The following is a 23685-nucleotide window of genomic DNA, read 5'->3' as shown; positions in this document are numbered from 1 at the left end:
TTCCTTGCAGGCACGCGCGAACAGTTTTTGGCCGCGGCGCGATTTGGCGTTCACGATCAGGGCAGCGGACGCGATGCGCGTATGTGTCATGGAACGTTGAACGCCCCGGCTTCGCTTTCGCTTCCGTGACGTCTGCGAGCGGGCAAATACTTGCACCGGCACCGGGCATGGCCGACATGGCACCGATGCATGCCCCTTATCCTGCGCTTCGCCTCCGTCGTACCCGCGCCACTGCATGGAGCCGCCGGCTACATGCCGAAAACGTGCTGACACCGGCCGATCTGATCTGGCCGCTGTTCGTCACCGAAGGCGAGGAGGTCGAGGAGCCGATCGCGACCTTGCCGGGCGTGTCGCGCTGGTCGGTCGATCAGATCGTCGCACGTGCGAAAGAGGCGCGCGATCTCGGCATCACGTGCCTCGCGTTGTTTCCGAACACCCAAAAAGAACGACGCAGCGATGATGGGGCCGAGGCGCTCAACCCCGATAACCTGATGTGCCGGGCGATCCGTGCGATCAAACAGGCGGTGCCCGACATCGGCGTCCTGACCGATGTCGCGCTCGATCCGTACACCGCGCATGGTCACGACGGAATCGTCGACGATGCGGGCTATGTGCTCAACGATCGCACGATCGAGCTGCTGATCGGTCAGTCGCTCAACCAGGCGAAAGCGGGCGCTGACATCATTGCGCCATCAGACATGATGGATGGCCGCGTCGGGCTGATCCGCGAGGCGCTGGAAGGCGGCGGGCACGTCAACGTACAGATCATGGCGTACGCCGCCAAATATGCCTCCGCCTTCTACGGCCCATTTCGTGACGCGGTCGGAAGTCGCGGATTGCTGAAAGGCGATAAGACGACCTATCAGATGAACCCGGCCAACCGCGAAGAGGCACTACGCGAAGTGGCGCTCGACCTGGCAGAGGGCGCAGATAGCGTGATGGTCAAGCCCGGGCTGCCATACCTCGACATCGTGCGCGAGGTGAAGGACGCCTTCGCGGTGCCTGTCTTCGCCTATCAGGTGTCGGGCGAGTACGCGATGATCGAAGCCGCGGTAGCCGCGGGCGCTGCGGACCGCGATGCGATGGTGCTGGAAACGCTGCTGGCGTTCAAGCGCGCGGGGTGTTCGGGCGTGCTGACCTACCACGCTCTCCACGTCGCCCGGCTGCTCGCTCGATGAGGCGGATGCGATGTTGGTAACCGAACGGCTGATTCTGCGCACGCCGCAACCTGCCGACCGTCCCGCGCTGTACGCGATGTGGGCAGATCCGGTCGCGATGAAGGATTTGGGTCCGGTGAAGACGGCCGAGCAGAGTGACGCCGCGCTCGCGCGTCATGCGTCCTATGGCCCAGATCTAGGATTCCAATCCGTCGTTCGCCGCGCCGACAATGCGGTGATCGGTTTTTGCGGGTTGAAGATTGCCGGCGACGATACCCCAGTCGCAAACGATCTGGAGGCCGGTTGGATGATTGCGCGGGCGCACTGGCGGCAGGGTTACGCGCTGGAAGCCATGCGCGCGGTTCTCGACTGGGGATGGCGCAATACCGCTGCGCCGCGAGTTGTTGCGATCACGGCAGGGTGCAACGAGAAGAGCCGGAGCGTGATGGATCGCCTCGGCATGATCCATAAGCCAGCGCTTGATTTCCGTCATGACAAGTTCGCGCCCGATGATCCGCGCGCTGATGCGGTCGTCTACGTGCTGGATCGCTCCGAAGCATGATCGAGCTGTGCCGCGGTTGCGCCGCCGCAATCGGTTTTGAAAGCCCGAGCTCCGCCGTGCACGTGATCGCGTCGGGCATCTGAGCGGTCGCATGATGGCTGATCCTGCGCGGGGCCGGCGTTGGCTGTTCGTCGCCACGATCCTGACCGGCTCGTTCCTGCTGTTCCTTGTCCAGCCGATGATCGCGCGCATCGCGCTGCCGCGTCTGGGCGGCGCCGCAGCGGTCTGGAACTCGGCGATGCTGGTATATCAGGCGTTGCTGCTGGGCGGCTACGCATACGCGCATCTGCTCGGGCGGTTGAGCGCGCGGCGGCAGGGGATGGTTCACCTGGGTGTGCTCATCACGGCAGCGACCTTTCTACCGATTGGACTGGCCGCGCGTGCGATGCCCGCGAGCGCCGAACCCGCGCTATGGGTGCCATACCTGTTCGCGGTTTCGATCGGACCCTTGTTCTTTGCGGTGTCGGCGCAGGCACCCTTGGTCCAGCGCTGGTTCGCGTTGTCGCACTCGGACGAGGATCCCTACGCACTTTATGCGGCCTCGAACCTCGGCAGCTTCGCCGGGCTGCTTGCCTTTCCGTTGCTGGTCGAGCCGTTGCTGACCGTGCCGTCGCAGCGATGGTTGTGGAGTGCAGGGTACATCGTGCTGATCGTGCTGGTGCTGGCGTGTACGCGGCTGCTGCCGCGCACAGCCGGGCGCCCGGATGACGTCGCAATCGCACCCGACACGCGCCAAGGCTGGCAAGTCGGGCGATGGCTGACGTGGATGGTACTTGGCCTAGTGCCCTCCGGCCTGATGCTCGCAACCAGCACCTTCATCAGCACCGATCTGCTGGCGATGCCGCTGTTGTGGGTGCTTCCGCTCGCGCTCTACCTGCTCAGCTTCTCGATCGCCTTCGCCACGGATCGCACCGCCGCGGACGCGATCACGCGCTATGCGCCGATTACGTTGGTCGTGTTCGGCGGCATGTTGATGGGCGGCTTCACCAATGCCTCACCACTGGCGCTGGTGGTCGCCGCCGCAGTCCTGTTCGTCGCCTCCGTCGCGCTGCATACACGATTGTACCGCCTGCGCCCGAACCCGCAGCATCTGACCGGCTTCTATCTCGCGATGTCGACAGGCGGGGCGCTTGGCGGCGTGTTCGCCGGGCTGATTGCGCCGATCGTCTTCGATTGGACGTGGGAATACCCGATCCTGATCATCGCGACGGGTGTGCTGATGCCGCAGACCTTCCTAGCGCAGCAGATCGCCCGGCTGTGGTTCGCGCGCCGAAGTCGCTACGTGCTGCCGGCATTGATCGCGGTCGTGTTGATCACGCTCATCGTCCTGAGCGCGCGTGAACTCGGCGGCTCGGACGAGGGACGCTACCTCGGCGTGTCGTTCCTGGCTGTTGCCATTTTTGGCATCATCAGCGTCGGCCGACGCGCGGTGTTCGTCGGCGTGCTCGTGTCGGGTCTACTGCTATTCGGCGGCCTGCAATCACTGGCGCTCTCGCTCGAGCCGGGCGCGCGCGTGCGCAGCTATTTCGGCGTTTACACGCTCGCCGAGGCACCGCGGCGACGTACGCTGGTTCACGGCACCACCGTGCACGGTGTACAGCTGGCCGGCAGTATGGCGCGTGAGCGGACGCCGACGACCTATTACGTGCCCGGCTCCGGCATCGGCCAGCTGATGCAGCTCGCGCCCATTCTCTACGGAGATGCGGGGCGGGTAGGGGTCGTCGGGTTGGGAACGGGGACGCTTGCCTGTTACCGCCAGCCGGGTCAGCGTTGGCGGTTCTACGAGATCGATCCCGCGATGGTGAGGATCGCCACCGGAGGCCACTTCACCTTTCTGCGGCGTTGCGCGCCAAGCGCGAGCCTAGTGATCGGCGACGCACGGGTGAGCCTGTCACGCGAGCCGAGCACCTCACTCGACGTGCTCGCGCTCGACGCCTTTTCGTCCGATGCGGTGCCGATGCACCTGCTGACGCTGGAAGCGTTCGACACCTATGGTCGCGTGTTGGCGTACCGCGGCGTGTTGGCGGTGCACGTGTCCAATCGCTACCTCGACCTGGTGCCAGTCGTCGCCGCGGCTGCGCAGGCGCGCGGATGGCATGCCGCGATCCTCAATTTCACGCCCGATCCGTTCGAGGAGGACGCCAGCAAGTCGTCGTGGATCATGATGACCCGCGATCAGGCAGTGTACGACGCGGTGAGGAGCCGCGACCCGAGCTGGAAAGCTATTCGCCCGCGGGACGGATTTCATCCCTGGACCGACGATTACGGCTCGATCCTGCCGCTGCTGCGCTTCTGACGCGTCACGCCGGCGCGAGGCTGGCAGCGATCGCGTCGATGCGCCGCGTTTGTGACGCACTGATGGCGCGCGCCGCCTGCAAGGCGGTTTCCAGCGCCGGATAGGCCGGCTGCAGCGCCTGCGCACGTGAAGAAGCGAGATCTTCGAGCACGCCCAGCGCATCCTGATGCCGCGCCCGCAAGGCGTCCAGCTCTGCAAGCGCAGTCTGTGCATCGAGCCAGGGTTCGCTGCCCGCCTTCGCGCCGCGCGCTGAGCGCGCCAGTCGCTCGGCACGGTTCGCGCCGGCATCGAACGCCTTCGCCGCTTCTAACCGCTCACGTGCATTGTCGGCCAATCGTGCGTCTAAGGCGGAATCGGGTGCGACTGTGGCAGGCGGCGGCGCAGCCGGCTCGGCGAACCCCAGCTTTTCCACGGCACGCGGCGCGAGCGAGGGGAAGGGTCCCTCCGGCACGGCGCAGCTGGAGAGCGAGGTGAGCGCCGCGCAGAGCAGCAGTGGGAGACGTGCGGGATGAGGCGGCATGATGCTCGCGATAAATTCTTCGGGAAAAGTGCGCAACGGACTTGCGCGATCAGAAAAGCCCTCGTATCAGCGCGCCTCCACAGGGCGCCCGTAGCTCAGCTGGATAGAGCATCAGACTACGAATCTGAGGGTCGGACGTTCGAATCGTTCCGGGCGCGCCACTCTTCTTCGGGAGAGTGTGTGGAGAAACCACCATCTGGGTGGATGAAGCCGGGTCAGCAATGACCCGGCTTTTTCTTGTTCAAGACAAATGCGATGAATACTTAGACGGGCCGATGCTAATCGCTCGCGCTTCGTTCAACCGCCTCGATGATCTTCGCGCCTGCCATGAAGACGGCAATCGTGCACGCACCGAATAGCACCCATCCTTGCGTACCCGGGTAGAGCGCGCGGTAGTGCATACCGCGCTCGACCGCACCGCAGCCAAGCCCGTAGATGACCAAGAAAGCCTCGAACTTGGTCTTGATGACGAACAGGCGTGCGATGCGGCTCCACATGACGAAACATTACGCAAAACACGGGCCAGCGGCTGATTTCAGCCACTCCGGCGTTACCGAGCTTGGTTAACTGTTAAGTAACTCGACAAGGTCGAGCGCCTGGAGCAGCGCCTCGCGTGCCCGCTCGACCTGCGCGATCAAGGCGGGGTCGCCGATTTGCTCGGGCCCGATCGTCTCGGGCCAGTAGCGGGTCACCACGTCCGCAATGAGGTCGAGACGCGCGTCGTCGACGAGGAAGCGACGATCAACCGTGGCTGGATCACAGACGACGCGCAGACGAAGGCACGCGGGGCCACCCCCGTTGGACATCGATTCGCGTACGTCGACCACCTTGACCCGGCGAATGGGCCCAATGCCCGCCACATGCTGTTGCAACCAGTTCCAAACTCGCGGGTTTTCGCGTGCCTCCTGCGGCACGATCAGCGTCTGATCGCCGCCCGGCGTGCTCACCAGCTGAGCGTTGAACAGGTAGGAGCCGATCGCGTCCGCCAAGCTGACGGCTGAAGCCGGTACCTCGACGATCTCGACCCTAGGCATGATCGCGCGCAGTTGCGCGTAGAAGCCGTCGCGATCAGCAAACGCCTGCTCGTGCGCGAAAAGCGTTCGTTCGTTGGCGACGGCGACGACGTCATTGTGGAACGCGCCGGCAGTGATCGCCGCGCTCGACTGTTCGACGAACAGCGTTCGTGCAGGGTCCAGGGTGTGGGCGCGCGCGACCGCGCGGCTTGCCTCGAGATGTTGTCGCGCGGGAAATGGTCCTCCGGTTACACCGTAGACGAAAATCTCTATACCATCCGCGTCATGCGCTGGCGCCAGGCGCATGTGATTCGCCGCGCCCTCGTCACCGAACGGAGGCGGGACGGGGGCGTGAACGCGAAAGGCAGGGTGCGCGAAGGCGAGCCGAAGCTGCGCCAGCGTTTCCGACCACTCGTGACTGCGGTGCGGCATCGTCACCAGATTAGCAACGCTCAAGTGGCAACGCCCGTCGGTGCAATCGGGAGCGGGGGAGACGGTCGCCGCGTTCGCCGCCCACATCGCCGACGCGGACAACGCGCGTGCCTTCAGATGCGGTTCGGCCGCTGCATAGTCAGTGTGCAGCGCGGATAGCCAACGGTGGTCGGGGCGGCGATGCGGCAGCAGCACGCCCTGAACGAGGCCGAGCGAGAGATTGGCGCGCATCTTCGCGATGCCCTGCAACGCCGCGGCGCGCGGGTGTGCGACCGCCCCCGCGTTGTGCGTGGCGGCGAGATTGCCGGGGCTCAGCCCCGCATAATTGTGCGTCGGGCCGATGATGCCGTCGAAATTGATCTCGCGCATGTTGTTCACAGCCGTCCGACGTGGCTGATCACCGCATCTTCCCCGATCCCCAGGATGTCGGCACACGATCGCGCAAGGATCACGCCGTCGCCGCACTCGCGCACGTTGCCGTATGCGCAGCGGAAGTCCCCGAGCGTACCGGTCGCGATCAGCGCCTGCTCGCCGCCATCGCCATCCAGCGCCACGACACGCGCCTGCCGAGCGTCGCGGATGCTGCGTACTGCGTCGGTGCGCGCGGTCATGGTCGGGCCACCGTCGAAGATGTCGACGTAGTTTTCAAACGCGAAGCCTTCGTTCTCCAGCATCCGCATCGCTGCGCGCCCACTCGGATGCGGCATGCCGATCGCGGCGCGCGCGCTGTCGGACAGCATCGCGGTATAGACCGGATGCTTGGGCATCAGATCGGCGATGAACTGGTGACCGTTGATCGCGTTGAACTCGTCCGCAGCTTGAAAATTCATGCCGAAAAAGCGTCCCGCGAGACCGTCCCAGAACGGCGATCCGCCGGCCTCGTCAATGATCCCGCGCAGTTCTGCCAGAATGCGCGGCGCGAAGCGTGCGCGGTGCGCCGCAATGAATAGGTAGCGCGCCCGCGCCAGCAGCATGCCAAGCCCGCCCGCACGCTCGCCCGGGTGAAGGAACAAGCCGCCGACCTCGCTCGATCCTTCGAGATCGGTCGCCAGCGTCAGCATTTCGGCACGAAACGTCCGGTCGAGCTCGCGACTGTGCTGTGTCAGCGTGCCGATGCGATAGCTGTAGAAGGGGTGTTGCTGGCCGACCATCGTGAACAGCTGACAGGTGCCGCGGACCTCGTGCGTGGCGGTGTTTTCCAGAACGAGCACGAACAGCTCGTCCGCCATCGGCCCACCCTTACGCCCGAACGCCTCGCGGCTGCGGGCGAGTTTCGCCGATAGCGCCTTGCGATCAGGGGGCAGGTTGGTGAAGCCGCCGCCGGTCAGCTTCGCCATTTCATACAGGTGCGGCAGGTCGGCCTCAGTCGCGGGACGAACGACAAACGTCAAAGAAGGGCTCCTTCGGCAATCCGTTTGATGGTCAGGGCGGAGAGCGCCGCGCGCTCGGCCAGGCTGTCGACCAGAAGATATTCGTCCGACGAGTGGATCGCGCCGCCGCGCACCCCCATCGTGTCCACCACCGGCACGCCCGCCGCAGCGATATTGTTGCCGTCGCACACGCCGCCGGTGTCACGCCAGGCGATGTCGAGGTCGAGCGCGGCGCCGGCGTTCTTCACCAGCGCGAACAGGCGCGCCGCGGCTTCGTCGATCGGCTTGGGCGGACGATTGAAGCTGCCGTGCACCTCGACCTGAACGTCGTGCCGAGCCGCGGCGTCGCTGGTGACCTCGTCGATCAGGCGGCGTGCTCGCTCGATTTCGCTCGTGTCGCCGGGGCGAAAGTTGACGCGCAGGATCGCCAGATCGGGGACGACGTTGTTGGGCCCGCCGCCGTCGATCCGCGCCGGATTGACCGCCAGTCGCGGTGCGCGCGCGTCGTGGAGCCTGAGCGCGATCTCGCTCGCCGCGACCACGGCATTGCGGCCGTCGCCCGGATTGCGCCCGGCGTGGGCCGCCCGTCCGCGCACGACGATCGAGAAGTTGCCGGTACCGCCGCGCGCGCCGGCGAGCGTGCCGTCGGGCAGCGCGGGTTCGTAGGTCAACGCCGCATGCTTGCCGCGCGCCGCTTCCGCGATCAGTCGTGCGGAGGAGAACGACCCCGTTTCCTCGTCCGAATTGATGACGACCTCGTAGCCGAGCGTAGAAGTGGCCGTCGCCTCGAAAACGCGCAACGCCTCCAGCATGACTGACAGGCCGCCCTTCATATCGGCGACGCCGGGGCCGTTCAGCGTGTTGTCGTCGCGCCACGTCAAATGCTGAAACGCGTGATCGGCCGGGTAGACCGTGTCCATGTGACCGGTAAACAGCATCTGCACCGGTGCGTCTGGACGCACGATCAGCCGCAAATGCTGGCCATGTTCCAGAGGCATGACCGAACCGTCCGCGGCGACACTCTCGGCCGTGTCGCCGTCGACCAGCGCCACCTCGCCCGGCAGCGCAGAGAATGCGTCTGCCAGCAGCCCGGCGACGTGCGACAATCCGCGGAGATTGCGTGTGCCGCTGTTGATCTCGCTCCACGCCCGCGTCCGCGCGAGTATCGCCGGCGGATCGATCCAGCCAATCAGCGCTTGGTGCGTTTGGTCATCTTTCGTCACTTCGACAGCCTAGCGCGAACAAGTCACAATTGCGACCTTCGTCAGATTTGCATCGGCAGCTGATCGCGTCGGAGTATCTTCAGAGAGTTATTGAGCGAGATGCAGACAGGTTAGAAACTGTACACCAGCGATGCGCGACTGGTGGTGTCTGTCGACACACGCCCTTCCGGCGGTGCGCTCTCATATTGGACGGTGTAGGATACCTGCGCCGACAAAGGGCCGATCAGCTTGGCGGCGAGGGCCGTGTTGCTGCTCACGGTGCTGTTGAACCGCTCGGCATAACCGGACGCGTTCTGCTTCACGGTCACGCCCGACGACAGCTTCCACGCGAGATCGAGGCTGCCGCGCGCTGCCGGACTGCTTTGCAGCCGCCCATCGGTGAAGCTGGTATAGCGGAACGCGGGTCCGAGCTCGACATCCAGCGTCAGCGACGGCGAGCGCAGCGCATTGTACCCGGCGCCGGTCGATGCCGAATAGCGCTGCCGATAGCCGAAGAAGCGGTCGGCCTCGAACTGCGCGCTGCCGTAGAGGTACAGCCGATCGTCGATCTTCCAATTGGGCTCGTAGGCGGCGAGGTAATGCTCGCGGCTGGTGACGCCGGCGTTGCGCTGGTAATCGGCCTGCAGCCGCAACTTGTGCCGCCAGTTCAGGCTCTCGCGCTGCAAATTGGCGGCACCGGTGATCCCGGCCACCTGCGTGTTGCCGGTGGAGGCGAAACCGCCGGCCTCGATCCGTCCGGTCCAGAGTTCGAGCGCGGTAGCTTCGCGCAATCGCTCGTTGCGTTCGCGCGCGCGAACCTCCTTCCACTCGCTCGCCAGCTTGAGCGACGCATCACCCGATGCCGGGTCGGCGACGCGAGCGTATTTGACGATTGTGTTGACCGCATTCTCGTCGCCCGACGCCATCGCGGCGTCGAGCATGGCTCGGATCGTCGGCGGGATCGCCATCGGATCGGGCGCATCCGCCGCGACGGCAACGGTCGAGATAAGCAGCGCTGCGATCATGGAGCACGCGTTCCTAGTCGGGCCGCGGAAGCCCTTAAACCCGCGGTGAAACGTGGCCGCGACGAAGCGAAGCTCAGTTCAGATGATCCGCGAAGGCGGCGAGCACATCCTCGTACAGCTTGCGCTTGAACGGCACGATCAGGCGCGGCAGGTCGGCCGGATCGGCCCAGCGCCAGGCGCGGAACTCCGGGTGCGGGGTGTCGATGCGGACATCGCTGTCCTGCCCATTGAAGCGGAACAGGAACCAGCGCTGCCGCTGCCCGCGATACCTGCCCTTCCACACCTTGCCGACGAGGTCGGAGGGAAGGTCATAGAACAGTTCGTGAGCTGCTTCGGCAATCAGCGACACCTTGTCGGCGTCGATCCCGGTTTCCTCACGCAGTTCTCGAACAGCCGCCGCGTGCGCGTCCTCGCCCGGATCGATCCCGCCCTGCGGCATCTGCCATGCCTCCAGCGTGTTATCGATCCGCTGGCCGACGAACACGCGGCCTTCATGGTTGACCAGCATGACGCCGGCGCACGGGCGATAGGGAAGCGAGGAGGGGTCGGTCATGGCAGCTCCCCTATCAGCGTGCGCGCGCTGACTCCATCGCCCGAGCGCACGAAGCCAGCGTCAGGTCGCTGCCTGCGCCCTCGCGCGCTGCCCCTCCGCTTCGTTGATCGCACCCTTAACCGCCGTGAGGTAGGCCGCGACATCGCCCGCGCTCGACGGCACCGCCTGACGCAAGGTGATAAAGCCGTGGATGTTGCCGCTCGCCTCGCGAAAGGTGACGGGTACGCCCGCCTGGATCAGGGCGGCGGCATAGGCTCGTCCCTGGTCGCGGATCGGATCGAGGCTGGCGGTGATGATGACCGCGGGCGGCAATCCGGCGAGCGACCCGTTCATCGGCGAAGCCTTCGCGTGCTCAGGATCGGGCGCGTAATGCTCGCCGAACCACATCATGCCGTCGCGTGTCAGCAGGAAGCCGTCGGCGAAGTCGTTGAAGGACGGATATTCCTTCATCATGTCGGCGGCGGGATAGATCGGCGCCTGCACGATCACCGGCACGGCTGCGGGTTCGTCACGGAGCGCAATCGCGGTCGTGATCGTCAACGTACCGCCGGCACTGTCGCCCGACAGGACCAACGCGGTGGCAGTGCGGCCGAGGTCGGTAGGGCTAGAGGCGACCCAGCGCGCCGCCGCCTCGCAATCGTCGGGTGCCGCCGGCCATTTCGCCTCCGGAGCCAGACGGTAATCGACCGAGACGACTGGCAGGTCGAGCTGCCGCGCCATCTCGGCGGCGAAGCTCGCGTGCGTGTCGGTGTTGCCGATCACGAACCCGCCGCCGTGAAAGAAGACCACGACGGGACCGGGTTCACGCGTCTCACGCGCGTCGAACAATCGGGCGGCAATGCTGCCGCCTTCGATCGTGATCGACACGTCGCGGATCGTCGCCAGCACGCCGACCGGCGGATCGGCGATGTCCTTCATCGCGTAGAACACCGCACGCGCCTCGCTGGGCGTCTGCTGGTGCATCTTGGGTCCGGGTATACTGTTCAGGTAGTCGAGGAAGTTACGCACGTCGGGCCGGACGAACGGCTTGCTGTCGGTCTGGGCGGGACGATCGATGGTCGTGTCGGTCACGTACGCTCTCCTGTGGTCGCGCCGATGTGGCGCGTCGTTCTTTGCAACCTATCTTAGCTGCATGATCGCGGTCGTCCACCATCCCGATTACGTCACCGAGGCGCCGGCGCGCAGCACCTATCGATGGGGCAAGAACGGTGCGATCCGTGACCTGCTGCGGGAGTATGGCGATCGCATCGACTGGCACGAACCCGAGGCGATGCCGCGCGAGTGGCTCGAGGCGGTGCACGACCCCGATTACGTCGCCGAGGTGCTGTCCGCGCAGGTACCGCGCGAGAAGGAACGGCGCACCGGCTTTCCAATCACCTCAAGTGTCGCGCGTCGCGCCGCCGTCGTGCCCGGCGGCACCTACCTTGCTGCGCTGCTCGCGCTTCGACGCGGGTTCGCGGCCAACACCGCGGGCGGGAGCCATCACGCGCTTGCCGATACGGGCGCGGGTTACTGTGTCTTCAACGATCTGGCGATTGCGGCGCATCGTCTGATCGGAGAGGGCCGCGTCGACCGGGTAGCCGTGGTGGACTGCGACGTGCACCAGGGTGACGGAACCGCTGCCCTGACCGCAGGCCATCCGCAGATCGCGACCTATTCGATCCACGCGGCGAAGAATTTCCCGGTGCGAAAGGCGCAATCGACGCTCGACGTCGCGCTCGCCGACGGGATCGGCGACGACGAATATCTCCACACGCTGGAGGCGACGCTGTCGGGTTTCCTCGACACGCACTGCCCCGATCTGATCCTCTATCAGGGCGGGGTCGATCCGTTCGCTGGCGATCGCCTTGGTCGCCTGTCGTTGAGCGAAGAGGGGCTGGTCGGGCGCGAACGCCTGATCGCGCGGCTGGCCGCGGCGCGTGCGCTGCCGGTCGCCTGCACCGTCGGCGGAGGCTACGGTGATGATGTGATGGCGATCGCTGCGCGCCATGTCCGCGTCATCCTGACGCTCGGTGCGGCGCTGGCTGATGCGGATGTTGCGGGTGCGGAACAGAACGGAGGGGCCGGCGTAGTCGCGGTGTGACGAACATCCTGTGGTTCCGCCAAGACCTTCGCCTCCACGACCAGCCCGCGTTGCGTGCAGCAGCGGCGGACGGCGCAGTCATTCCGCTCTACATTCTCGATGACGACACGCCGGGCGACTGGCGGATTGGCGGCGCGCAACGCTGGTGGCTCCACGCGAGCCTCGCCTCACTTGACGCCAGCTTGCGCAAGCATGGAAGTCGATTGATCATTCGCCGTGGCCGCGTGGACGAGGTGCTGCGCGATGTGCTGGAAGAAAGCGGCGCGACGCAGGTGCACGCGGTCCGACACTACGAACCTTGGTGGCGCAAGATCGAGGAGTCGCTGGGCGAACGATTGTGCCTGCACGATGGCAACCACCTGACCCGGATCGAGGACGTTCGCACCGGTGGGGGCAAGCCGTTCCGCATCTACTCGTCGTTTTGGAAGGCGTTGCAGTCGTTCCTGCCGCCCGAGCAGCCCGTCGCCGCACCGCGCAAGATCGAGGCGCCGACGAAATGGCCGACCTCGCTCAAGCTCGCCGACCTAGACCTGTTGCCGACCAAGCCCGACTGGGCGGTCGATTTCGACGGCACGCCGGGCGAGGAAGAAGCGCGAAAGAAGGCGCGTGCCTTCGCCAAGCGCGTCGACCGATACGAGGCGCTGCGTAACCTGCCTGCCGAGGAGGGTACGTCGATGCTCTCGCCGCACCTTCACTTTGGCGAGATCTCCGCGCGCGAGGTGTGGCACGCGGTCAGCGATCATCCCGACGCGGTCAAGTTCCAGAAGGAGCTGGCGTGGCGCGACTTCACCGACGGCGTCGTGTTGGCGCTGCCCGACTACGCCGACAAGAACGGTCGTTCGAAGTACGATGCCCTGCACTGGCGGACGGGCAAGCAGGCGAAGGCAGACCTGCGCGCGTGGCAGCGTGGCCGTACCGGTTACCCGATCGTCGACGCGGGCATGCGGCAGCTGTGGACCAGCGGCTGGATGCATAACCGGCTGCGCATGATCACCGCCAGTTTCCTGATCAAGCATCTGCTGATCGACTGGCGCGAGGGTGAGCGCTGGTTCTGGGACTGCCTGGTCGACGCCGATTACGGGAACAATTCGGTCAACTGGCAGTGGGTCGCGGGCACCGGCGTCGACGCCAACATGTTCTCGCGCGTCATGGCGCCGCTGACGCAATCGGAGAAGTTCGACGCCGGCGACTACATCCGCCGCTGGGTCCCCGAACTCGCCGACGTGCCCGACGCGGCCATCCACGATCCCGAGGCTGCGGGATGCCGTCCCCACGATTACCCGGCCAAGATCATCGGCCACCGCGAGGCACGCGAACGTGCACTGGCGGCAGCGGCACGGTTGCGATAACCGCCGCGTCCTATGGACGCTTCCGTTCGACAGCCTTCGCGCGCGGGCCGCTTTTCCGGGCTGAGCGCGCCCGTATTTCACCGCATCCTCGATCGCATCGATGCCGGGCTGGTCGAAGGCGCGATCGAGGCGACGCTGCCCGACGGCACGCACCGATTGCTCGGCGGGCGTGCCGACGGTCCGGTCGCGATCGTTTCGGTACGCCGCTGGCGTGCGCTGTGGCGGCTCGTGTCGGCAGGGTCGATCGGCTGGTACGAGGGCTGGGAAGCAGGCGACTGGTCGAGCCCCAACCTAGTGCCGATCTTCGATCTGTTCATGCGCAACCGCGTCGCACTGGGCGACACCGCGCGGGCCAAGCGTGGGGCGAAGCTTGCCGCGCGGGTGTTTCACGCAGTGCGGCGCAACGATCGCCGCGGCGCACGTCGCAACATCGCCGCGCATTACGACCTTGGCAACGATTTCTACCGCGAATGGCTGGACGAGACGCTGACCTATTCGTCGGCGATCTTCGCCCAGGCAGACGAACCGCTGGCTGAGGCCCAGCAGCGCAAGCTCGACGTGATCCTCGACCGGACGGCGGCAAAGGCGGGCGAGCGGGTGCTGGAGATCGGCTGCGGCTGGGGCTCGTTCGCCGCGACTGCAGCGGCGGCCGGCGTCCACGTTCACGCGCTGACGCTGTCGACCGAGCAGAAGGAGCATGTTGCGGCGCGCGCGCTGCCCGGCGTTGCCGTGTCGCTGACAGACTATCGCGACGTGACCGGTACATTCGACGCAGTCGCGAGCATCGAGATGGTCGAGGCAGTGGGCGAGGCGTACTGGCCGGCCTATCTGCAGACGATCGCGCGCGTGCTAAAGCCCGGCGGGTGCGCGGCGATCCAGTACATCTCGATCGCCGACGACGTGTTCGACTCCTACGCCGGCGGTGTCGATTTCATCCAGCGCTACGTTTTTCCGGGCGGATTATTGCTGTCGGAATCGCGCTTCCGCCGCATCGCGGAGGCGAACGGGCTGGAATGGCACGACCGACACGCCTTCGGGCTCGACTATGCCGAGACGCTGCGGCAGTGGCGCGACCGATTCGACGCGGCCGCGCGAGAAGGCCGTCTGCCGCCACGGTTCGACGCGCGATTTCAGCGGCTGTGGCGGTTCTACCTGATGTACTGCGAGGGCGGCTTTCGCGGCGGCGGGATCGACGTCGCGCAGGTGACGCTGGTCAAACGGTGAGCGTCACGCCTCTACGCGCTCGCGGTGACCGGCAGGGAAACCGTCGATCGCCAGCCGGACGATCCGATTCGCCACTACCTCGGGCGGCTTGACCGAGGCGGGGTCCTCACCAGGATAGGCGCGCGCGCGCATCTTGGTGCGCGTGGCGCCGGGGTCGAGGATTGCGGTGCGCACCTTGCTGACTTCGACCATCTCGTCGCCGTAAGCGCCGAGCATCGTGTCGAACGCGGCCTTAGACGCTCCATACGCGCCCCAATAGGCGCGCGGCTTGGCGCCGACCGACGAGGTGACGCCGATTACCCGCGCACCCTCTGATCGACGCAGCAATGGGTCGAACGCCTGGATCATCGCGACCTGCGCCGATACGTTGAGCGTCAGAACCTGCGCCAACTCCTTGGGATCGATCGCCGGCACCGCGGCGAGCTGCCCGAGCATCCCTGCGTTCAGCACCAACACGTCGAGCGCGTCCCACCGGTCCGCCACGGCCGTCGCCAGCCGCGCGATCGAGTCGGTCTGCGTCAGGTCGAGCGGCGCAATCGTCGCCGATCCGCCCGCGTCGAAGATGCGCTCCTCGACCCCTTCCAGGTCCTTCGCGGTGCGCGCGGTGATGACCACGTGCGCGCCTTCTGCCGCCAGCCCGATCGCAGTGGCCGCACCAATACCGCGGCTCGCGCCAGTCACCAGCGCGAGCTTGCCTTCCAGTCCTTTGGTCAAATCAGTTCACTCGTTCTGCCAGTAGCGCGAATTGATCGACCGCCGTCGTGTCGTCGTGATCGGTCAGGCTGGTGGGGTAATCGCCGGTGAAGCAGGCATCGCAGTACTTCGGGCGAATGTCGGCGCGATGCGTCTCGCCAAGCGCTTTGTAGAGCCCGTCGATCGAGACGAAGGCCAGACTGTCGGCGTGAATGAAGTCGGTCATGCCTCCCAAGTCGTGCTTTGCGGCGAGCAGCTTGGCACGTTCGGGCGTGTCGACGCCGTAGAAGCACGAGTGTCGCGTCGGCGGAGAGGCGATCCGCATGTGCACCTCGGCCGCGCCTGCCTCGCGCATCATTTGCACGATCTTGAGGCTGGTCGTTCCGCGCACGATCGAATCGTCGATCAGCACGACGCGCTTGCCTTTGATCAGCGCACGATTGGCGTTGTGCTTGAGCTTCACGCCCAGATGGCGAACCTTGTCACCTGGCTGGATGAAGGTGCGCCCGACATAGTGCGAGCGGATGATCCCGAGCTCGAAGGGAAGGCCGCTTTCCTGCGCGTAGCCGATCGCTGCGGGCACGCCGGAATCGGGCACGGGGATGACGAGATCGGCCTCGACCGGCGCCTCGATCGCGAGCTGCGCGCCGATGTTCTTGCGCACCGAATAGATTGATTGATCATCGACGATCGAATCGGGGCGGGAGAAATACACCCACTCGAAGATGCACGGACGCGGCGACAGTGGCGCGAACGGATGCACCGAGCGTGTCTCACTACCCTGTACGATGACAAGTTCGCCGGGCTCGACTTCGCGCACGAACTCCGCGCCGACAACGTCGAGCGCGACCGATTCGGAGGCAAAGATGATTGCGTCGTCGAGCTTCCCCATCACCAGCGGGCGGATGCCGAGCGGGTCGCGACACGCGATCATCCCTTCGGGCGTCATCACGATCAGCGCATAGGCGCCCTCGATCTGCTTCAACGCATCGATGAAGCGGTCGAGCAATGTGCGATAGCTGGACGTCGCGACGAGGTGGATGATCGTCTCAGTGTCGGAGGTCGATTGGAAGATCGAGCCGCGCCGTACCAGTTCGCGGCGGAGCTTCATCGCGTTCGACAGATTGCCATTGTGCGCGATCGCGAACCCGCCCGACGACAGCTCGGCATAAAGCGGCTGCACATTGCGCAGCGCGGTCTCTCCAGTGGTCGAGTAGCGGACGTGCCCGCAGGCGACCTGGCCCGGCAGCGAGCGGATTACGTCGTCGCGGTCGAAGTTGCCCGCCACGTGACCCATCGCGCGGTGCGTGTGGAACATCGCGCCGTCGAAGGTGGTGATCCCGGCGGCTTCCTGCCCGCGATGCTGAAGCGCGTGGAGACCGAGTGCCACCAGTGCCGCGGCGCCTTCGGTCTGCGACACACCGAATATGCCGCACTCCTCGTGCAGATGGTCGTCGTCGAACGGATGTGTGGTCAGCATGGGGCTGAAGCTCGCGTTAGGGGGCTCGCGGGGTGCGCGGCCGCATATAGCGGTTGTCGCGGGAATGTCATCCTACACCGCCGCCCTGTCGCCTAGCGTCGAACGACGCTATCGCTTGGGCATGGACGATCGAGAGCAGGGCACGACATTTCAACCAAGGTTCGACGCGAATGGACTTGTCACAGCGGTGGTGAGCGACCGCATCGGTGCGCTGCTGATGGTGGCGCATATGAATGCGGAGGCGATTGCGGCGACGCATGCGAGCGGCGAGGCGACGTTCTGGTCGCGCAGCCGCGGGCGACTGTGGAAGAAAGGCGAGACCTCGGGCAACGTCATGCGCGTGATTGAGATGCGCGTCGACTGCGATCAGGACGCGTTGTGGTTGATCGTCGAGCCCGCAGGACCTGCCTGTCACACCGGTGCGACAAGCTGCTTCTACCGTCGCGTTTCCGGTGACGTGCTCGAGCGGGTTGGATGAAGCAAACTGCCATCGCCGTAATCCTGCTGCTGTGCGCGTGTGGGCGGCAACCCGCGACCGAGCAGGAAAGCGGTGCGGGTGCGGCGCTCGAACGCGCAGCACGCGCGAGCGGCATGGTGCCCGATCCTTCACGGGTGGTGCCAACCGGCGTGTACGGCAGTGGCGAGGACAAGGTGTGCGTGGTGCCGCAAGGCGAGGGGCAGTACCGCGTCGGGGCGTCGGTCGATCTCGGCGAGCAGCAACGTTGCGCGGGTCGCGGCACCGCGCGCGGGCGCGATAAGCTGGATGTGCGGATGAGCGGCGGGTGCGAGTTCGTCGCCTCGCTCGACGGCGACACGATTGCGTTTCCCGCCGTGTTGCCGGGTGCGTGCGACACGATGTGCGAGGGTCGTGCGACGCTTGCCGCATTGTCCGCGACGCGGTTGAGCGAGAGCGTGTCGGAGGCGACGCGGGTCGCGGGGTCGGATGGCAAGCCGCTCTGCGGCGGTTGACGTTCACGTAAAGGGAAGGTAGGGAGGATGACCATGAGCGCTGTTGCCCATGCCGTCGTTCCGCCGCGCGATGACCGCGAGCAGTTCAGCATCTCCGACCTGTCGACCGAGTTCGGCATCACGCCGCGCGCGTTGCGATTCTACGAGGATGAGGGGCTGATCAGCCCGGAGCGGCGCGGGCTCGCGCGCATCTACTCGCAGCGTGACCGTGCGCGACTCGCCTGGATCCTGCGCGGCAAGCGCGTGGGGTTCAGCCTCGCCGACATCCGGCAGATGATCGATCTCTACGATCTGGGCGATGGTCGCCGCGCGCAGCGTGCGATCACGATCGAGCGCTGCCGCGAACGCATCGCGACGCTGCAGGCGCAGCGCACCGACATCGACGCCGCGATCCTTGAGCTCGAGGAGTTCGTCGCGGTGATCGAGACCTCTCATCCGATACCCGATCTGACCAAGGAAGCCTGACATGCCGCAATATACGCCCCCCGTCCGCGACACGCGCTTCGTGCTGGAGCATGTCGTCGGGCTCGACCGCTACGCCAACGTGGCTGGCTTTGCCGCCGCAACGCCCGACACGGTCGATGCGGTGCTGGAAGAGGGTGGCCGCTTCGTTGCCGAGGTGCTGTTCCCGCTCAACCAGTCAGGCGACTTGGAGGGTTGCACGCGTCACGAGGACGGTTCGGTCACGACGCCCAAGGGCTTCAAGGAAGCCTACGACAAGTTCGTCGAATCGGGCTGGGGTACGCTCAGCGCGCCGGAGGCGTTCGGCGGGCAGGGCATGCCGCACGTCGTCTCGACGGCGTTCCAGGAATATATGATCAGCGCCAACATGGCGTTCGCGATGTATCCCGGCCTCGCGCACGGCGCGATCGCCGCGCTGGTCGTTAAGGGCAGCCCCGAGCAGCAGGAAAAGTACCTGCCGCGGATGATCTCGGGCGAGTGGGGCGGTACCATGAACCTGACCGAGCCGCAGTGCGGCACGGATCTGGGGCTGATCCGCACGCGCGCCGAGCCGCAGGCGGACGGCAGCTATCAGATCACCGGCACGAAAATCTTCATCTCGGCGGGCGAGCACGACCTGACCGACAACATCATCCACCTCGTGCTCGCCAAGACGCCGGGCGCGCCCGACACGTCGAAGGGCATCTCGCTGTTCGTCGTGCCCAAGGTGCTGGTAAACGACGACGGCTCGTTGGGTGAGCACAACGCGATCTCGTGCGGCTCGATCGAGCACAAGATGGGCATCCACGGCAACGCCACCTGCGTCATGAACTATGACGGGGCGACCGGCTGGCTGGTTGGCGAGGAGATGAAGGGCTTGGCGGCGATGTTCATCATGATGAACGCGGCGCGCCTTGGTGTCGGCCTGCAGGGGCTGGGCGTCGCGGAGACGGCGTACCAGAATGCGGTGCAGTACGCGAAGGACCGCCGTCAGGGCCGTGCGCTGACCGGCCCGGCCGAACCGAACGAGAAGGCCGATACCTTGTTCGTCCACCCCGACGTGCGTCGCATGCTGATGGATGCGAAGGCGTGGATCGAGGGGCTGCGTGCACTGTGTCTGTGGGGCGCGCTGCAGGTCGATCTCGAGCACAATGCGGAGAGCGAGGAGGAGCGCCAGCTCGCCGGCGATCTGATCGGGCTGCTGACTCCAGTCATCAAGGGCGTTGGTACAGACAAGGGCTACGAGATCGCGACCAACGCGCAGCAGGTCTACGGCGGACACGGCTACATTCAGGAATGGGGGATGGAGCAGTACGTCCGCGACGCGCGGATCGCGCAGATCTACGAGGGCACGAATGGCGTGCAGGCGATGGACCTCGCGGGACGCAAGCTCGCGCAGAACGGTGGCCGCGCGGTGATGGCGTTCGGCAAGATGGTGACCGAGGAGATCGCCGCGGGCAAGCAGGACGAGGCGACCGCCGACTTCGCTGCGCGGCTGGAGAAGGCCGCGGGCGAGCTCCAGGGTGCTACGATGTGGTTCATGGCCAACGGCATGAAGAACCCCAACAACATCGGCGCGGGCGCTGTGCCCTACATGCACCTGGTCGGCATCGTCTCGGTTGGGCTGATGTGGCTGCGTATGGCGTCGGCGGCGGCGCGGTTGAAGGCCGCGGGCGAGGGCGATGCAGCCTTCCTCGACGCCAAGCTGGTGACCGCGCGCTATTTCGCCGAACGCGTCCTGCCCGAGGCCGGTGCACTGCGCCGCAAGATCGAGGGCGGGGCCGAGGCGATCATGGCGCTGCCGGTCGAGATGTTTGCGGCAGCCTGAGGGTGTTACCGCCGTCCAGTGCCTGTCACTGAACGGCGGTTTGGCCTGCTGCGGCATCGGCCTTCACTGCCGATGGCGTCGGTGCCGCTGTCGGCGCAGAGCCGCGACGCACACCGGGGAGCGCCGCGGGGCCACGTGGCGGGGTGACGTCTTCTGACGCGGCGCGGCTGACCGGTACCGCGGTCAACGCCCCGCGCCCGCGCATGCACTGCGCCGGATCGACGCGCTTGAACTGGCCGCAATTCCACAAGGCACGGTCGAAGCCGCTGGCGCGGTCGCGCAGGTAGCTGAACCCCATCGTGGCATATTGCTGCGGCGCGATCGTCGCCGATGCGGGGACGAGCCGCGCGTCGGCCCAGCCCATCAGCTTGCAGCGCGGGCGATCGCCGCAGGCACGCTGCGCCAGCGCCGGCAGCGCGTCGGCCTGTCGCGGGTCGATGACGACCAGGAACGTGTCGGCATCCTCCGCCACCGGCTTCAACGCGCCGGGTTGCGCGAGCGGCAGGGGACCGGCGGCCGGCTGCGCGCCGGCGGGCAGGTCGGCGAACAGCGGCATCGCCGCGGCGAGCGCGTCTTCCGCCTCGTCGATCGCGCCGGCCTGCCGGTGTGCGTCGGAAATCGCTGCGAGCTTCGGGATGCTCGGCTCGACCGAGGCGACGCTGCGGTTGAACGCGGGCGGCGTCCCCCACCAACCGGCCCAGCGAAAGAACAGGTGGCTGTGGACGGCTGCGACCTTGTCGAGGCTCGACTGCCAGTACGGCACCACCCAGTCGGTGTGGTAGTGCGTCGAATAGCCGACCGGCTTGTACACGCGCCCGCTCAGCGCCTGCGCGGCGCGCCCGCGGGCTTCGCGGAGCATCGTCTCGCTGGGTGTCCAGCGTGTCAGCGCACCGTCGCAGGTGAAGGTGAACTGGCAGCCGGTGACGCGCTCCTGCCCCTCGAATACGACGCCGCAAACCGTTTTTGGAAAGGCGGGGTGGCGCAGTCGGTTGAGCACCACCTGCGCGACCGCGCGCTGTCCGTCAGGGTCGTTGCCCGCTTCGTAGATTTCTGCCGCGGCCAGGCAGTCGGTCGCGCGCGCGATGCTGGCGGCGTCGCCGGCGATGCGGAACGGCCGCGCGGCCGGATTCGGGCCGGTGACGAACGGCACGCCGTCGTTGAACGCCTTTGCATCCTGCGGACTCAGGTCGACGAGTTCGACAGGCTCGACGGGCGGCAGCACGGTCGCGGGCACCACCTTGCGCTTGGCGAGCGCCCGTAACGCCGCGGGGCGGTGCTGTATCACGGGCGGGTGTGTCACCACCCACGCGGGCACGGCCACCGCCGCAATACCGACAAGTGAGAGGATGGCGCGCAGGCGAGGGCTCACCTGCGCGCTCGATGATGTGACGATCACTGTTCGGGTAGGAAGTCCGGCACCGACAGGTAACGCTCGCCCGTGTCATAGTTGAAGCCGAGCACGCGGACGTTGTCGGGCAGGTCGGGCAGCTTCTGCAGGATGGCGGCGAGCGTCGCGCCAGACGAGATGCCGACCAGCATGCCTTCCTCACGTGCGGAGCGTCGCGCCATGTCCTTGGCGACCGCGGCGTCGACTTCGATCACGCCGTCGAGCAATTGCGTGTGCAGGTTCGCCGGGATGAAACCCGCGCCGATGCCCTGGATCGGATGCGGGCCCGGCTGACCGCCGCCGATGACTGGCGAGGCGGCGGGCTCGACCGCGTACACCTTGAGGTTCGGCCACTCCTTCTTCAACACCTCGGCAACACCGGTGATGTGTCCGCCGGTGCCAACGCCGGTGATGATGACGTCGATTGGGGTGTCACGGAAATCGTTCAGGATTTCCTGTGCGGTGGTGCGGACGTGGACGTCGACGTTGGCCGGGTTCTCGAATTGCTGCGGCATCCACGCATTGTCGGTCTGCTCGACCAGTTCAAGCGCGCGTTCGATCGCACCCTTCATGCCCTTCTCACGCGGGGTGAGATCGAACGTTGCACCGTAGGCGAGCATAAGCCGGCGACGCTCGAGCGACATGCTCTCGGGCATGACGAGCACGAGCTTGTAGCCCTTCACCGCGGCAACCATCGCCAAGCCGATCCCGGTGTTGCCGCTGGTCGGCTCGATGATCGTGCCGCCGGGTTTCAGCTCGCCCGACTTCTCCGCCGCCTCGATCATCGCGAGCGCGATACGGTCCTTAACCGAGCCGCCGGGATTGCCGCGCTCCGACTTGATCCACACTTCGCTGTCGGGAAACAGCCGCTGCACGCGAACGTGCGGGGTGTTGCCGATCGTGTCGAGGATGGTGTTGGCCTTCATGGCTGTATGCCTCCGTTCTGCGGTCCGGGCTCTAGCGCCTCGGGCGGGTCAAAGGTCCGTGCGTTCTTGAGTTCGGGGAAAAGTCGCGCCCAGACAAGCGTGATCGCGATCGCGCCAACCGCGCCTGCCACTACCGCGCCGACCGGCCCTAGCAGCGAGGCGAGAAAGCCGCTTTCCGCCTCGCCAAGCTCGTTCGACGCCGAGATGGTAAGCTGCGACACGGCGCTGACGCGTCCACGCATCGCGTCGGGCGTATGCAGCTGGATCAGCGAGGTGCGGACATAGACCGAAACCATGTCGGCGGCTCCCGCCACGATCAACGCGGCAAGGCTGAGCGGGAAGGATCGGGAAATGCCAAATGTCAGGATCGCCGCTCCGAACACGACCACCGCGACCAGCATCTTGACCCCGACGTTGCGCTTCATCGGATTGAACGAGAACCAGAGCGCGGTCGACGCAGCACCGATCCCCATGCCCGCGGCAAGGAAGCCCAGACCTGTCGCGCCGACGTGCAGGATGTCGCGTGCGTAGATCGGCAGCAGCGCGGTCGCGCCCGCCAGCATGACCGCGAACAGGTCGAGCGTGATCGCGGCGAGCACCAGACGGTTCTGCCGCACGTACTGAAACCCGTCGAGGATACGCTGCATGGGGCGGCGATCTCTCTGCGCCGGCGGCTGCGGCACGCGCCCGATCAAGAACATGAGGCCGAGTGCGAGCAGGAGCATGCCCGACACGACCGCGTAGGCAAGATCGGGATGCAGGCCGTAGAGGAATCCGCCGACGCTCGGGCCGACGATGGTGCCCGTCTGCCACGCGATCGAGCTGATCGCGATCGCGGTTGGCAGACTTTCCTTTGGCACCAGATTGGGCGCGAGCGCGGAATAGGCCGGACCGGAGAAGGCACGCGCGACCCCGACCAGCACGGCGGCGCCGAACAGGGCCGGCAAGGTCAGCGCGTCCGTGTAGGTCAGGTAGCCGAGCGTCGCAGCGACGGTACACAGCAGTGCGGTGGTGCCGCGAACGATCCAGCGGCGATCGACGCTGTCGGCGACGAGGCCCACGACGGGGGTCAGCAGGAACAGCGGCACGAATTGCACCAGACCGATCATGCCGAGCAGGAACGCTGCCTGCTCGACCGCCATCGTCTGTCGCGCGAGCCCGTAGACCTGCCAGCC

General features: G+C 66.3%; 23 protein-coding genes and 1 tRNA gene. 11 read left to right on the top strand and 13 right to left on the bottom strand.

The window, feature by feature from the left end; genetic code table 11:
• The first annotated feature begins 185 nt into the window (after nucleotides 1–185).
• From hemB to QZ847_RS09130, 3 genes are all read left to right on the top strand, one after another.
• Nucleotides 186–1178 carry a porphobilinogen synthase gene (gene hemB, locus QZ847_RS09140; RefSeq protein ID WP_294355792.1) on the top strand — a complete coding sequence of 331 codons (993 nt, stop codon included), beginning with the start codon at nucleotides 186–188 and terminating at the stop codon, nucleotides 1176–1178.
• Between the two features lie 13 nt (nucleotides 1179–1191).
• Entirely contained in the window at nucleotides 1192–1719 is a 528-nt protein-coding gene (locus QZ847_RS09135) for a GNAT family N-acetyltransferase (RefSeq protein ID WP_294355789.1), read from the top strand.
• Nucleotides 1720–1810: 91 nt separating this feature from the next.
• Nucleotides 1811–4015, top strand: a complete 2205-nt coding sequence (locus QZ847_RS09130; protein WP_294355786.1) for a hypothetical protein — start codon at nucleotides 1811–1813, stop codon at nucleotides 4013–4015.
• Between the two features lie 4 nt (nucleotides 4016–4019).
• Here the strand turns inward: QZ847_RS09130 and QZ847_RS09125 are convergent, their stop codons facing one another.
• Complete coding sequence (locus QZ847_RS09125; protein ID WP_294355784.1) at nucleotides 4020–4535, bottom strand: hypothetical protein; 516 nt, start codon at nucleotides 4533–4535, stop codon at nucleotides 4020–4022.
• Nucleotides 4536–4619: 84 nt separating this feature from the next.
• Here QZ847_RS09125 and QZ847_RS09120 point away from each other — a divergent pair.
• Nucleotides 4620–4696 (top strand) — tRNA-Arg (locus tag QZ847_RS09120).
• A 117-nt stretch (nucleotides 4697–4813) separates the two neighbouring features.
• Here the strand turns inward: QZ847_RS09120 and QZ847_RS09115 are convergent.
• From QZ847_RS09115 to QZ847_RS09085, 7 genes are all read right to left on the bottom strand, one after another.
• On the bottom strand, nucleotides 4814–5032 hold the full coding sequence (locus tag QZ847_RS09115) for a hypothetical protein (RefSeq protein ID WP_294192952.1): 219 nt from the start codon (nucleotides 5030–5032) through the stop codon (nucleotides 4814–4816).
• A gap of 66 nt (nucleotides 5033–5098) precedes the next feature.
• Nucleotides 5099–6349 carry an N-succinylarginine dihydrolase gene (locus QZ847_RS09110; protein ID WP_294355782.1) on the bottom strand — a complete coding sequence of 417 codons (1251 nt, stop codon included), beginning with the start codon at nucleotides 6347–6349 and terminating at the stop codon, nucleotides 5099–5101.
• A 5-nt stretch (nucleotides 6350–6354) separates the two neighbouring features.
• Complete coding sequence (locus QZ847_RS09105) at nucleotides 6355–7371, bottom strand: arginine N-succinyltransferase (protein ID WP_294355780.1); 1017 nt, start codon at nucleotides 7369–7371, stop codon at nucleotides 6355–6357.
• The gene (locus QZ847_RS09100) at nucleotides 7368–8573 is read right to left on the bottom strand and encodes a hydrolase (RefSeq protein ID WP_294355776.1); all 1206 of its coding nucleotides are present in this window, start codon (nucleotides 8571–8573) and stop codon (nucleotides 7368–7370) included. The genes QZ847_RS09105 and QZ847_RS09100 overlap by 4 nt, the downstream gene beginning before the upstream one ends.
• A gap of 110 nt (nucleotides 8574–8683) precedes the next feature.
• Nucleotides 8684–9577, bottom strand: coding sequence for a YdiY family protein (locus QZ847_RS09095; protein WP_294355774.1), 894 nt, complete (start codon nucleotides 9575–9577; stop codon nucleotides 8684–8686).
• A 73-nt stretch (nucleotides 9578–9650) separates the two neighbouring features.
• Entirely contained in the window at nucleotides 9651–10130 is a 480-nt protein-coding gene (locus tag QZ847_RS09090; protein WP_294355773.1) for an RNA pyrophosphohydrolase, read from the bottom strand.
• A gap of 60 nt (nucleotides 10131–10190) precedes the next feature.
• Entirely contained in the window at nucleotides 10191–11201 is a 1011-nt protein-coding gene (locus tag QZ847_RS09085) for an alpha/beta hydrolase (RefSeq protein WP_294355772.1), read from the bottom strand.
• Nucleotides 11202–11262: 61 nt separating this feature from the next.
• On the opposite strand from QZ847_RS09085, the gene QZ847_RS09080 reads away from it, so the two are divergent.
• Genes QZ847_RS09080 through QZ847_RS09070 form a run of 3 tightly spaced genes read left to right on the top strand, consistent with a single transcriptional unit; the run spans nucleotide 11263 to nucleotide 14786 of the window.
• Nucleotides 11263–12213, top strand: coding sequence for a histone deacetylase (locus QZ847_RS09080; protein WP_294355770.1), 951 nt, complete (start codon nucleotides 11263–11265; stop codon nucleotides 12211–12213).
• Complete coding sequence (locus QZ847_RS09075; RefSeq protein WP_294355767.1) at nucleotides 12210–13562, top strand: deoxyribodipyrimidine photo-lyase; 1353 nt, start codon at nucleotides 12210–12212, stop codon at nucleotides 13560–13562. The genes QZ847_RS09080 and QZ847_RS09075 overlap by 4 nt, the downstream gene beginning before the upstream one ends.
• Before the next feature lie 12 nt (nucleotides 13563–13574).
• Nucleotides 13575–14786 (top strand): cyclopropane-fatty-acyl-phospholipid synthase family protein, encoded by a 1212-nt coding sequence (locus QZ847_RS09070; protein ID WP_294355763.1) that lies wholly within the window; start codon nucleotides 13575–13577, stop codon nucleotides 14784–14786.
• Nucleotides 14787–14789: 3 nt separating this feature from the next.
• On the opposite strand, the gene QZ847_RS09065 is transcribed toward QZ847_RS09070, so the two are convergent.
• Nucleotides 14790–15500 carry an SDR family NAD(P)-dependent oxidoreductase gene (locus tag QZ847_RS09065; RefSeq protein ID WP_294355760.1) on the bottom strand — a complete coding sequence of 237 codons (711 nt, stop codon included), beginning with the start codon at nucleotides 15498–15500 and terminating at the stop codon, nucleotides 14790–14792.
• 1 nt (nucleotide 15501) lies between these two features.
• Nucleotides 15502–16959 (bottom strand): amidophosphoribosyltransferase, encoded by a 1458-nt coding sequence (gene purF / locus QZ847_RS09060; RefSeq protein WP_294355757.1) that lies wholly within the window; start codon nucleotides 16957–16959, stop codon nucleotides 15502–15504.
• Between the two features lie 121 nt (nucleotides 16960–17080).
• Here purF and hisI point away from each other — a divergent pair, with 121 nt between their 5' ends.
• The 4 genes from hisI to QZ847_RS09040 are packed head-to-tail and all read left to right on the top strand — an operon-like array spanning nucleotide 17081 to nucleotide 20197.
• Nucleotides 17081–17437 carry a phosphoribosyl-AMP cyclohydrolase gene (gene hisI / locus QZ847_RS09055; protein WP_294355754.1) on the top strand — a complete coding sequence of 119 codons (357 nt, stop codon included), beginning with the start codon at nucleotides 17081–17083 and terminating at the stop codon, nucleotides 17435–17437.
• Complete coding sequence (locus QZ847_RS09050; RefSeq protein WP_294355751.1) at nucleotides 17434–17928, top strand: hypothetical protein; 495 nt, start codon at nucleotides 17434–17436, stop codon at nucleotides 17926–17928. The genes hisI and QZ847_RS09050 overlap by 4 nt, the downstream gene beginning before the upstream one ends.
• A gap of 27 nt (nucleotides 17929–17955) precedes the next feature.
• Nucleotides 17956–18393 carry a MerR family DNA-binding transcriptional regulator gene (locus QZ847_RS09045; protein ID WP_294355748.1) on the top strand — a complete coding sequence of 146 codons (438 nt, stop codon included), beginning with the start codon at nucleotides 17956–17958 and terminating at the stop codon, nucleotides 18391–18393.
• Nucleotide 18394: 1 nt separating this feature from the next.
• Entirely contained in the window at nucleotides 18395–20197 is a 1803-nt protein-coding gene (locus QZ847_RS09040; protein ID WP_294355743.1) for an acyl-CoA dehydrogenase C-terminal domain-containing protein, read from the top strand.
• Between the two features lie 25 nt (nucleotides 20198–20222).
• Here QZ847_RS09040 and QZ847_RS09035 read toward each other — a convergent pair whose 3' ends face one another.
• The 3 genes from QZ847_RS09035 to QZ847_RS09025 form a co-directional block, all read right to left on the bottom strand.
• Nucleotides 20223–21566 (bottom strand): cell wall hydrolase, encoded by a 1344-nt coding sequence (locus QZ847_RS09035; RefSeq protein ID WP_294355742.1) that lies wholly within the window; start codon nucleotides 21564–21566, stop codon nucleotides 20223–20225.
• A 23-nt stretch (nucleotides 21567–21589) separates the two neighbouring features.
• Nucleotides 21590–22510, bottom strand: a complete 921-nt coding sequence (gene cysK, locus QZ847_RS09030; RefSeq protein WP_294355739.1) for a cysteine synthase A — start codon at nucleotides 22508–22510, stop codon at nucleotides 21590–21592.
• A partial coding sequence (locus QZ847_RS09025) for an MFS transporter (RefSeq protein ID WP_294355736.1) occupies nucleotides 22507–23685 on the bottom strand: 1179 nt, incomplete at its 5' end. The genes cysK and QZ847_RS09025, both read right to left, overlap by 4 nt.

Source organism: uncultured Sphingomonas sp. (assembly GCF_913778135.1).
Classification (GTDB): Bacteria; Pseudomonadota; Alphaproteobacteria; order Sphingomonadales; family Sphingomonadaceae; genus Sphingomonas.
The sequence above is the reverse complement of the archived record's forward strand: the minus strand, read 5'-3'. Positions and strand labels throughout refer to the sequence as shown.